Consider the following 10786-nt stretch of genomic DNA (forward strand, 5'->3'; position numbering starts at 1 on the left):
CACCTGGGGTTTCAGCTGAGGATGTCGTAGCTGCCGTACCCGCCGCCGACCTTCACGGCTGTGGCGAAGGTCGCGGATCCGGACTTCCCGGTACCGCGGTACAGGTACATGTTCCCGTACTTCGTGACGGCCAGGACGTCGGCCCTCCCGTCGCCGTTCACGTCGCCGGGCGAGACGACGGTCTTCACCTCGGGCCAGCCGCGCAGCTTGACGCGGGAAGTGAAGGCGCTCGCGGCCTTCCCGGTCCCCGGGTACAGGTAGAGATCTCCGTTCCAGGCACGGCCGAGCAGGTCCGCCTTGCCGTCGCCGGTGAAGTCACCGTGGCCGCGCAATTGGTTGTACGCGGTCAGGCCGGTGGTCACCTGGACGCGTCCGGCGAAGTAGCCGTTGCCGCGGCCCGGGTAGAGCCACAGGGTGTTCGAGGAGTCGAGGGAGAGCAGGTCGGGCAGGGTGTCGCCGGTCAGGTCACCCGGTACGAGGATCTGCTTGCGGCTGCCCCAGCCGGTCGCCAGGGTCCGGTGCGACCAGGACTGGGTGGACGGCTGGTAGTGCGTCCAGACCAGCTCGCCGCCCAGGCCCCGGTTGAGCAGGTCCTGGTAGCCGTCCCGGTCGAGGTCGGTCTGCACGACCAGGTTCACGCCGCTCCAGTCGCCCCAGGCCTCACGGGCGGCGAAGGAGGTGCCTCGCGAGAGCTGGGAGTAGCCGACCTTGCTGGACGCCTGGCGCAGCCACAGGTCGGCGCGCCCGTCACCGCTGATGTCGGTGTCCTCCACCCGTGGGTAGGTGATACCGGCAAAGGTGCTGACCTTGGCGAAGACACCGTACGCGCCTCGGGCGACGCAGTCCTCCACGCCCCAGGAGACGACGCCCACGACGCGCCCGCCGACGACCAGGGGACCACCGGAGTCGCCGTTGCAGGCAGTGACGGTGCCCTCGTCCGAGCCGGTCGCGGGCTCACCCGCGCAGACCATGTGCCCCTTGACGAAGTCGGCTCCCCAGGCCGCGGCGCAGGTGGCGTCGGACCGGATCGGCAGCGTCGCCGTCTTCAGTACGTCGGAGATCTCGTCGGAGGTGGAGCTGGTGCGCCCCCAGCCGTACACCTTGGCGCTGGTGCCGGCCCGGTAGGAAGCCGTGTCGTCGGCCGTCGTCATCGGGATCGGCTTGGCCGAGACCGGGTTCGGCAGGGTCAGCAGCGCCATGTCGTTGTCGATGGTCACCGCGTTGTACGACGGGTGGTTCCACTGCCGCCACACGCCGGACACGGTGCCGCCGTGCAGGTCACCGTCCGTCGCCAGCTGCGCGGTGCCGGTGACGACGGCTCCGTTGGCGTTCCAGTTGTAGCCCTGGACGCAGTGCGCTGCGGTGAGGATCTTCGTCGGCGCGATGACGGTGCCGCCGCAGAAGAAGCCGATGTCGTCGCCCGCGTTGTCGTTGCCGCGGTCGTCGAAGTACCAGAGCTGCGCCATCCAGGGAGCGGTCGAGATACCGGTCTCGGTGCCGCCGATGATCTTCGGATCGATGGCGGCGGCACCGGTGGTGTCGCCGCGCTGGGCCTTGCCGGTGCCCTGGCCGGCCTTGTCGTCACCGGCGACGGCGCCGGCGACACGCCGCTCCAGTTCGGCCTGTGGCACCGTTCTGGCGGCCGGCTCGAAGGCCGGGCCCGGCAGGGCGGGTGCGGCCGTGGCCGACGACGTCATCAGCGCCGCGGCCAGTACTGCGGCCACGCCCGTGGCGAGCGCGGGCAGGGCGAGGCTGGTCCTGCGTCTGCGGCGGCGGGGCCGGTCGGACGCGGACAGGGATGTGCTCACTCAAGTCCCCCCAGGAGATGAGAAAGAGGCGAGTCGAGCGGTCACGGCGCCGGCTGATCCCCCCGGACGCCGCACCCTCGAGAAGCCGTGATCGTACACCTGTTCCAGGGAAAACGCAGGGCCGCCCGCGTCACGGTGTGACGCGGGCGGCCCTGGGTGGTGCGAAGACGTCAGTCGCCGTTGCCGGGCGTCGGGGTCGTCTTCTGGATCTGCATCAGGAACTCGCCGTTCGACTTGGTCTGCTTCATCTTGTCGAGGAGGAGCTCGATCGCCTGCTGCTGGTCGAGGGCGTGCAGCACCCGGCGGAGCTTCCAGGTGACCGCCAGCTCCTCGTTGCCGAGCAGGATCTCCTCCTTGCGGGTGCCGGACGCGTCGACGTCCACCGCGGGGAAGATGCGCTTGTCGGCGAGCTTCCGGTCGAGCTTCAGCTCGGCGTTGCCGGTGCCCTTGAACTCCTCGAAGATGACCTCGTCCATGCGGGACCCGGTGTCCACCAGCGCGGTGGCGAGGATGGTCAGCGAGCCGCCGTCCTCGATGTTGCGGGCCGCACCGAAGAAGCGCTTCGGCGGGTACAGGGCGGTCGAGTCGACACCACCGGACAGGATGCGGCCGGAGGCCGGGGCGGCGAGGTTGTACGCACGGCCCAGGCGGGTGATCGAGTCGAGCAGCACGACGACGTCGTGACCCAGCTCCACGAGGCGCTTGGCGCGCTCGATGGCCAGCTCGGCGACCGTGGTGTGGTCCTCGGCCGGGCGGTCGAAGGTCGAGGAGATGACCTCGCCCTTCACCGACCGCTGCATGTCGGTGACCTCTTCCGGACGCTCGTCGACGAGGACGACCATCAGGTGGCACTCGGGGTTGTTGTGCGTGATCGCGTTGGCGATCGCCTGCATGATCATGGTCTTGCCGGTCTTCGGCGGGGCCACGATCAGACCGCGCTGCCCCTTACCGATGGGCGCGACGAGGTCGATGATGCGGGTGGTGAGGACCCCGGGGTCCGTCTCCAGGCGGAGGCGGTCCTGCGGGTACAGCGGCGTCAGCTTGTTGAACTCCGGCCGTCCGCGGCCGTGTTCGGGTGCCATGCCGTTGACCGAGTCCAGGCGCACCAGCGCGTTGAACTTCTCGCGGCGCTCGCCCTCCTTGGGCTGGCGCACGGCACCGGTGAGGTGGTCGCCCTTGCGCAGGCCGTTCTTGCGGACCTGGGCGAGGGAGACGTACACGTCGTTGGGTCCGGGCAGGTAGCCGGAGGTCCGGATGAACGCGTAGTTGTCGAGGATGTCGAGGATGCCGGCGACCGGGATGAGGACGTCGTCCTCGTTGATCTGCGGCTCCTGGATCTCGTCGCGTCCGCGACGGCCCCGGCGGTCGCGGTAGCGGCCGCGACGGCCCCGGCGGCCTCCGCCGTCGTCGTCGTAGCCGTCGTCCTGCTGACGGTCCTGGCGGCCGCCGCCCTGCTGCTGGCGCTGCTGGCCACCGCCCTGGCCCTGCTGGTCGTCGCCCTTGTTGCGGCGATCGCGCCCGCGGTCGCCACGGTCACCGCGGTCGCCGCGGTCGCCGCGGTCACCACGGTCACGGCGGTCGCGGCGGCGGCCTTCGCCGCCCTCGCCGTCGGAGCGGCCGTCGCCCTGGCTCTGCTGCTGACCCTGCGACTGCTGGGCCGCGTCGCCCTTCGGCTCGCGGGTCTCGACGGCGACCGTCTCGGCGGACGGGCTGCCCGCGTCGGCGGTGGCGCGGCGACGACGGCGCTCGGAGGGGGCGTCGTCACCGGCGGCACCGGACTGGTCGGCGGCGGGCGAGACCTTGGACGGCTGACCGGGGATGTCGATCTGCTGCTGGGCGGCGGCCTGGTCGGCGGTCGTCTTGTCCGCCTTCTTCGCGGCCTTGCCGGCCTTCTCCGCCTTCTCTGCGGGGGCCTCGTCGCCCGTACGGGCCCGGGAGGTGCTGCGGCGCTTCGGCTTGGTCTCGCCGGCGGCGTCCGCGGCGGGCGCGGCCTTGGCGGGGGCGCCCCCGGCGGCCTGCGCCTCCTTGATGACCTCGATCAGCTGGCTCTTGCGCATACGCGCGGTGCCCCTGATGCCGAGGCCGGATGCGACCTGTTGCAGCTCGGCCAGCACCATGCCCTCGAGGCCGGTACCGCGGCGCCGCCGGGAGCCGGCACCGCTGGCAGGCGCGGAGGCGTCCGTGGCGGGCGCGGCAGCGGTCTCCTCGACACGTGCGCCCATCAGATCGGTGGTGTCGCTCACGAAGGGTCCTTCCCTGGAGCGGACGTCGGCCTGTCTGGCTCGGCGACCGGTTGTGCTGTCCGGCTTCGGTCCTTGCTGTGCGAACCGTGCCGGGGCGGTGGTCCGCCTGAACGGCGGAAGAGATATCTGGTGATGGCGCGCCCCCTGGCCGTGGCACCCAATGTCTGTGACACGCGGCGTGGTCGCACCGGTTCCGAAGCGTGCCCGGCGGGTCGCTCAGTGTCCGTGTCGGTCGTACTGCTCACGTACGACATCCACCACACAGTGCGACTTGGGGGGCTCCCGGAAGGATGTCTGTCCCGGACGGGGACACGAGGCACCTCGCCATGGTGGGGTCGGGTGCAGACTTGAGGTTAACACTACCGGATCCAACAAACATTCCCCCTCTCGAAATCCGGCAACCCTCCGCGTCTAGATGTCACCGGGGGTTGCCAGAGGCAGCACGCTCGCGCCCTGCTGGTCCAGGCTCAGCCGGTTGGCCGCCCAGTCCGTCCCGGCCAACGCCTCGACCTTGTCGGCCGTGTCGGCGTCGGCCAGGGCCATCACGGTGGGTCCGGCACCCGAGATCACCGCGGGGATGCCGTCGCCTCGCAGCCGTTCCACCAGCGCCGCGCTCTCCGGCATGGCCGGTGCGCGGTACTCCTGGTGGAGGCGGTCCTCGGTGGCCGGAAGCAGCAGCTCGGGGCGCCTGGTCAGGGCCTCGACGAGCAGCGCGGCACGGCCGGCGTTGGTGGCGGCGTCGACGTGCGGGACGTGGCGCGGGAGCAGTCCGCGCGCCGTCTCCGTCAGTACCGGCTTTCCGGGCACGAAAACCACCGGAACGATGGAATCGGCGGGCTCCATCCTGATCGCGCGGGCCGCGCCGGACTCCATCCAGGACAGGGTGAAGCCGCCCAGCAGACAGGCCGCCACGTTGTCGGGGTGGCCCTCGATCTCGGTGGCGAGGTCGAGCAGCGCGGCGTCGTCGAGGCGGGCCTCGCCGCCTATGGTCACCGCGCGCGCGGCGACGATGCCGGCGCAGATGGCGGCGGAGGAGGAGCCGAGGCCGCGTCCGTGCGGGATGCGGTTGGCGCAGACGATCTCCAGACCGCGGGGCTGTCCGCCCAGGAGGTCGAAGGCGGTGCGCAGGGAGCGGATCAGGAGGTGCTTCTCGTCGCGCGGCAGCGTCTCGCTGCCCTCACCGGCGATGTCGATGTGCAGCCCGGAGTCGGCCACCCGGACGACCACGTCGTCGTACAAGCCCAGCGCGAGACCGAGGGCGTCGAAGCCCGGGCCGAGGTTGGCGCTGGTTGCGGGGACGCGCACCCTGACGGCGGCGGCGCGGAACGCTGGACCGGCCATCTCTCGATGACTCTCCTTGAGCTGCGTGGGTTGTCGAATGACGTTCGATCTGGCATCCGATGACGTACGGAACCTTCGTGGCCGCCGCTGCCGGCGCGGGCTGGGCGGCATATGCGGCAGGCGGGTTCGGGTACAGCCTATCGAAGGAAGGTTCCGTGGCGACATAGGGCGCACAGGAGGCGCACGATGCGTGTCGCAAGCCCCCTGTGCACCCCCCATAAGTGACGTTCCCGGCCGGACGTCGCTTACGCCCTCGTACGCCGGCGGGGGTGGCGTCGCCGGCTCAGACCAGGCCGAGACGCTCGGCCGCCGTCGCCGCGTCGACCGGGACGGTGACCGGCTGCGGGGCGCCGGCGACGGCCCAGTCCGGGTCCTTCAGACCGTTGCCGGTGACGGTGCAGACGATGCGCTGGCCCGGGTCGACCCTGCCCAGCTCGGCGGCCTTCAGCAGACCGGCCACCGACGCGGCGGACGCGGGCTCCACGAAGACGCCCTCCTGGGAGGCCAACAGCCGGTAGGCCCGCAGGATCTCACGGTCCGTCACCTCGTCGATGGCGCCGCCGGACTCGTCCCGCGCGGCGAGCGCGAGGTCCCACGAGGCCGGGTTGCCGATCCGGATGGCGGTGGCGATGGTCGACGGGTCCTTGACGACCTCGCCGCGCACGATCGGGGCGCTGCCGGAGGCCTGGAACCCCCACATGCGGGGCGTCCTGGTGCTGACCCCGTCGGCGGCGTACTCGCGGTACCCCTTCCAGTACGCGGTGATGTTGCCCGCGTTGCCGACCGGCAGGACGTGTATGTCGGGCGCGTCGCCGAGCATGTCCACGATCTCGAAGGCGGCCGTCTTCTGCCCCTCGATACGCACCGGGTTGACCGAATTGACCAGCGCCACCGGGTAGTTGTCGCTGAGCGCGCGGGCCAGCGTGAGGCAGTCGTCGAAGTTGCCGTCGACCTGGAGGATCTTCGCGCCGTGCACGAGGGCCTGGCCCATCTTGCCGAGCGCGATCTTGCCCTGCGGCACGAGCACGGCGGACACCATGCCCGCGCGCACGCCGTACGCGGCGGCGCTGGCGGAGGTGTTGCCGGTGGACGCGCAGATGACGGCCTGCGCGCCCTCCTCCTTGGCCTTGCTGATGGCCATGGTCATGCCGCGGTCCTTGAAGGACCCCGTCGGGTTCGCCCCCTCGACCTTGAGGTGGACCTCGCAGCCCGTGCGCTCGGAGAGCACCTGTGCGGGCACGAGCGGCGTGCCGCCCTCGCGGAGCGTCACGACGGGCGTGCTGTCGGAGACGGGCAGCCGGTCCCGGTACTCCTCGATGATTCCGCGCCACTGGTGGGTCATTGCTGGTTACTCTCCTTCAACCCGCATGATGCTGGCGACACCCCGCACGGTGTCGAGCTTGCGCAGCGCCTCGACCGTACCGCCGAGGGCGGCGTCGGACGCACGGTGGGTGACGACGACGAGGGATGCCTCGCCGTCCTTGCCGGACTGCCGCACGGTGTCGATGGAGACACCGTGCTCCGCGAACACGGTCGCGACCTGGGCGAGCACGCCCGGTTTGTCGGCCACGTCGAGGCTGATGTGGTAGCGCGTGACGACCTCGCCCATCGGCGACACGGGCAGTGCGGCGTACGCGGACTCGCCGGGTCCGGTCGCGCCACCCAGCCGGTTGCGGCAGACGGCGACGAGATCGCCGAGTACGGCCGACGCGGTCGGCGAACCGCCGGCGCCGGGCCCGTAGAACATGAGCTGCCCCGCGGCGTCGGACTCCACGAAGACGGCGTTGTAGGCCTCGCGCACGTTGGCCAGCGGATGGCTGAGCGGGATCATCGCGGGATGCACGCGCGCGGTGACCGATCCCCCGTGCGCCGCCCGCTCGCAGATGGCCAGCAGCTTGATGGTGCAGCCCATCTCCTTGGCGGAGGCGAAGTCGGCGGCGGTGACCTCGGTCATGCCCTCGCGGTAGACGTCGTCGAGGCGCACGCGCGTGTGGAAGGCGATCCCGGCGAGGATGGCGGCCTTGGCGGCGGCGTCGAAGCCCTCGACGTCGGCGGTCGGGTCGGCCTCCGCGTACCCGAGGGCGGTGGCCTCGTCGAGCGCTTCCTGGTATCCGGCGCCCGTGGTGTCCATGGCGTCGAGGATGAAGTTGGTCGTCCCGTTGACGATGCCGAGCACCCGGTTGACCTTGTCGCCGGCGAGCGACTCGCGCAGCGGCCGGATCAGCGGGATGGCACCGGCGACGGCGGCCTCGTAGTACAGGTCCTTGCCGTGCTCGTCGGCCGCGGCGTGCAGCGAGGCGCCGTCCTGGGCGATGAGCGCCTTGTTGGCGGAGACGACGGAGGCGCCGTGCTCGAAGGCGGTGGTGATGAGGGTCCGGGCGGGCTCGATGCCGCCGATGACCTCGACGACGACGTCGATGTCCCCGCGCTTGACCAGGGCGGTGGCGTCGGTGGTGACGAGGGCGGGGTCGATGCCCTCGCGCACCCGGTCCGGCCGCCGCACGGCCACGCCCGCGAGCTCCACCGGCGCCCCGATGCGGGCGGCGAGGTCGTCGGCGTGCGTCGTCATGATGCGCGCCACCTCTGAGCCGACCACACCACAGCCCAGCAGCGCCACCTTCAGCGGACGCGTACGCATCATCCGACCTCGTTTCCTCATACCGTCTACGGTTGGACCAGTCTCACGCACCGGACGGGATTTTCTGCCTTTCGTCCGGATCGTGAGACGTTTATTTCATTTTCGGACGGGCCCGGAACGAAAGATCTTCGCCCGCGCCCGCCTTCCCTCCCTGGCCCCCCTGACCTCGGCTCTCAGCCGACGTCGAGACGCAGCAGGTCCTCCTCGGTCTCACGCCGCACGATGACCCGCGCCTCGCCGTCCCGCACGGCGACGACCGGCGGGCGCAGCACGTGGTTGTAGTTGCTGGCCATGGAGCGGCAGTACGCGCCCGTCGCCGGTACGGCGATCAGGTCACCGGGGGCCAGGTCTCCCGGCAGGAAGGCGTCCTTCACCACGATGTCCCCGCTCTCGCAGTGCTTGCCGACGACGCGGGCCAGCATCGGCTCGGCGTCGGAGGTGCGGGAGGCGAGGGCGACGCTGTACTCGGCGTCGTAGAGCGCGGTCCGGATGTTGTCCGACATCCCCCCGTCCACGGAGACGTACGTCCGCAGCCCGTCGAGCGGCTTGACGGTGCCGACCTCGTAGAGCGTGAAGGCGGTCGGGCCCACGATGGCCCGCCCGGGCTCGACGGAGATCCGCGGCGTGCGCAGCCGCGCGTTCTCGCACTCCCTCGTCACGATCTCGGTCAGCGCCTTGGCGATCTCGTGCGGCTCACGCGGATCGTCGTCGCTCGTGTACGCGATCCCGAGCCCGCCGCCCAAGTCGATCTCCGGCAGCTCGACCCCGTGCTCGTCGCGGATGTCCTTGAGCAGCCCGACCACCCGGTGCGCGGCGACCTCGAACCCGGACATGTCGAAGATCTGCGACCCGATGTGGGAGTGGATCCCGATCAGCTCGATCCCGTCGAGCTGGAGAGCCCTGCGCACGGCCTCCGCGGCCTGCCCGCCGGCCAGCGGGATGCCGAACTTCTGGTCCTCGTGGGCGGTGGCGATGAACTCGTGGGTGTGCGCCTCCACGCCGACGGTGATACGGATCTGCACCCGCTGCCGCCTGCCCAGCGACTCGGCGGTGTGGGCGACGCGCACGATCTCCTGGAAGGAGTCGAGCACGATCCGCCCGACGCCCGCGGTGACGGCCCGCTCGATCTCCTGCGGAGACTTGTTGTTGCCGTGGAAGGCGATGCGCTCGGCGGGCATGCCCGCGGACAGCGCGGTGGCCAGCTCACCGCCGGAGCACACGTCGAGATTGAGCCCCTCCTCGTCCAGCCACCGCACGACGGCTCGCGACAGGAAGGCCTTGCCTGCGTAGAAGACGTCGGCGTCGGTCCCGAAGGCGGTGCGCCAGGCCCGCGCTCGCTCCCGGAAGTCGGCCTCGTCGAGGATGTAGGCGGGGGTGCCGTACTCCTCGGCGAGCCGGGTGACGGCGATCCCCCCGACGGTGACGGCACCGTCCGCGTCCCGCCCGACGGTGTGGGCCCACACCTTGGGGTCGAGGGCGTTGAGATCGGCGGGCGGCGCGGAATAGTGCCCCTCGGTGAGGACGTCGGCGTGACGGGGCCCGGCGGGGTGTGCGGAACGGCTCATTTCTTCGCTGACTCTCTCGCTGGCTTCACAGGTGGTCGGGTGCGTCGATGCCGAGCAGGGTCAGGCCGCCGGCCAGCACCGTCCCGGCGGCTTCGGCGAGGGCGAGCCGGGCACGGTGGGCGGCCGAGGGTTTCTCCCCACCGCGCGGCAGCACGGTGGGCAGGAAGGGCAGTACGGCATCGGCGACGGTGACGAGGTGCCGGGCGAGGCGGTCGGGAGCGTGGTGGGCCGCGGCGGCGGCGAGTACGCGGGGGTGGTCGGCGAGCAGGGCGTGGATCCCGTGCGCGCTTGTCCCGTTCCCGTTTGTCCGGTGCCCGTGTGTCCCGTTCTGGTTCGCGTCCTCCACGGGCCCCGGCTCGGCGGCGAAGCCGAGGTCGGCGGCGTTGCGCGCGAGGGCGCGGGTGCGGGCGTGGGCGTAGCGCACACGGAAGAGGGGGTTGCCCTCACGCTGGGCCAGGTGCTCGTCACCGATCCGGGGCCGGTCGTGGGCGGCGGGGTGGAGCAGCGCCCAGCGTCCGGCGTCCCGCCCGAGGGGCAGGGGGTCGCCCGGGGCGGGCACGGGCCTGACCTGGACGGCCGGCTCGTCGGGCGCGGGCCCCTCGGCATCGACACGTACGCCGAGGACGGCGGTCCATTCCGGCGCGGGCGGGGCGGTGCAGCTGACGCGGGCGAGGGCGCCCTGGGAGCGCAGGATGCGGGCGGCGGCGTCGGCGACGACGAGGGCGCGGGGGTGGTGTTCGCAGTGCAGCCGCACGGGACGCCGTTCGCCGTCTCCGCCCTCGGGGTCGAGGTGGCCGTACCGTGACCCGCGCCGCAGCACCTCGGCGACCAGCTCGGCCGGGGCGGCGCGCTGGAGGCTGATGTTGAGAAACCCGGGCCCGGTGAGGACGACGTCGGCGATGCCGTCGGCTCCTGTGAGCTGCGCCCGCAGCACCTCGGCGACCCGGTACGGCGGCTGTCCGGCCGGCCGGGCCAGCTGCAGGGCGATGCCGGTGGCGTAGTCACCACACCCACCGGGCCCCCGCCGGCCCCCCGGAGGGGGAGGGCCGGCTGGGGGCCGGGGCGAGGGACCGACCGGGGGGGCGGGCCGTCGGGCTCGGCCCGGCCCCCGGCGGGGGCGGGGTGGTCGGCCCGGGGCAGCGGCGGGCCCGCCTCGGCGGTGTGGGCGGCGGAGACGAGGCGGCACAGGTC

Annotated in this window: 6 protein-coding genes and 1 pseudogene; all 7 read right to left on the minus strand. The window is 72.0% G+C overall.

Annotated features, from left to right (window positions below):
- Positions 1-11: 11 nt before the first annotated feature.
- On the minus strand, positions 12-1697 hold the full coding sequence (locus DMH12_RS21875; protein WP_185832464.1) for a trypsin-like serine protease: 1686 nt from the start codon (positions 1695-1697) through the stop codon (positions 12-14).
- 281 nt (positions 1698-1978) lie between these two features.
- Positions 1979-4051, minus strand: a complete 2073-nt coding sequence (gene rho, locus DMH12_RS21880; RefSeq protein WP_125493194.1) for a transcription termination factor Rho — start codon at positions 4049-4051, stop codon at positions 1979-1981.
- Positions 4052-4462: 411 nt separating this feature from the next.
- Positions 4463-5392 carry a homoserine kinase gene (gene thrB / locus DMH12_RS21885; RefSeq protein WP_122616242.1) on the minus strand — a complete coding sequence of 310 codons (930 nt, stop codon included), beginning with the start codon at positions 5390-5392 and terminating at the stop codon, positions 4463-4465.
- 283 nt (positions 5393-5675) lie between these two features.
- The gene (gene thrC / locus DMH12_RS21890) at positions 5676-6734 is read right to left on the minus strand and encodes a threonine synthase (protein WP_125493195.1); all 1059 of its coding nucleotides are present in this window, start codon (positions 6732-6734) and stop codon (positions 5676-5678) included.
- A 6-nt stretch (positions 6735-6740) separates the two neighbouring features.
- A complete protein-coding gene (locus tag DMH12_RS21895) occupies positions 6741-8033 on the minus strand; it encodes a homoserine dehydrogenase (protein ID WP_185832463.1) in 1293 nt (430 codons plus the stop codon).
- Positions 8034-8203: 170 nt separating this feature from the next.
- On the minus strand, positions 8204-9595 hold the full coding sequence (gene lysA / locus DMH12_RS21900; protein ID WP_125493196.1) for a diaminopimelate decarboxylase: 1392 nt from the start codon (positions 9593-9595) through the stop codon (positions 8204-8206).
- A gap of 25 nt (positions 9596-9620) precedes the next feature.
- A pseudogene (gene nrtL / locus DMH12_RS21905) lies at positions 9621-10616 on the minus strand (ArgS-related anticodon-binding protein NrtL); the annotation flags it as partial.
- Positions 10617-10786: the final 170 nt, after the last annotated feature.

Source organism: Streptomyces sp. WAC 04229 (assembly GCF_003947455.1).
Classification (GTDB): domain Bacteria; phylum Actinomycetota; class Actinomycetes; order Streptomycetales; family Streptomycetaceae; genus Streptomyces.

Bases quoted from the DNA above. Each gene is read 5' to 3' on its own strand.
- DMH12_RS21895 (WP_185832463.1), bottom strand. From the start codon at position 8,033: ATGATGCGTACGCGTCCGCTGAAGGTGGCGCTGCTGGGCTGTGGTGTG.
- thrC (WP_125493195.1), bottom strand. From the start codon at position 6,734: ATGACCCACCAGTGGCGCGGAATCATCGAGGAGTACCGGGACCGGCTG.
- thrB (WP_122616242.1), bottom strand. From the start codon at position 5,392: ATGGCCGGTCCAGCGTTCCGCGCCGCCGCCGTCAGGGTGCGCGTCCCC.
- lysA (WP_125493196.1), bottom strand. From the start codon at position 9,595: ATGAGCCGTTCCGCACACCCCGCCGGGCCCCGTCACGCCGACGTCCTC.
- DMH12_RS21875 (WP_185832464.1), bottom strand. From the start codon at position 1,697: ATGACGTCGTCGGCCACGGCCGCACCCGCCCTGCCGGGCCCGGCCTTC.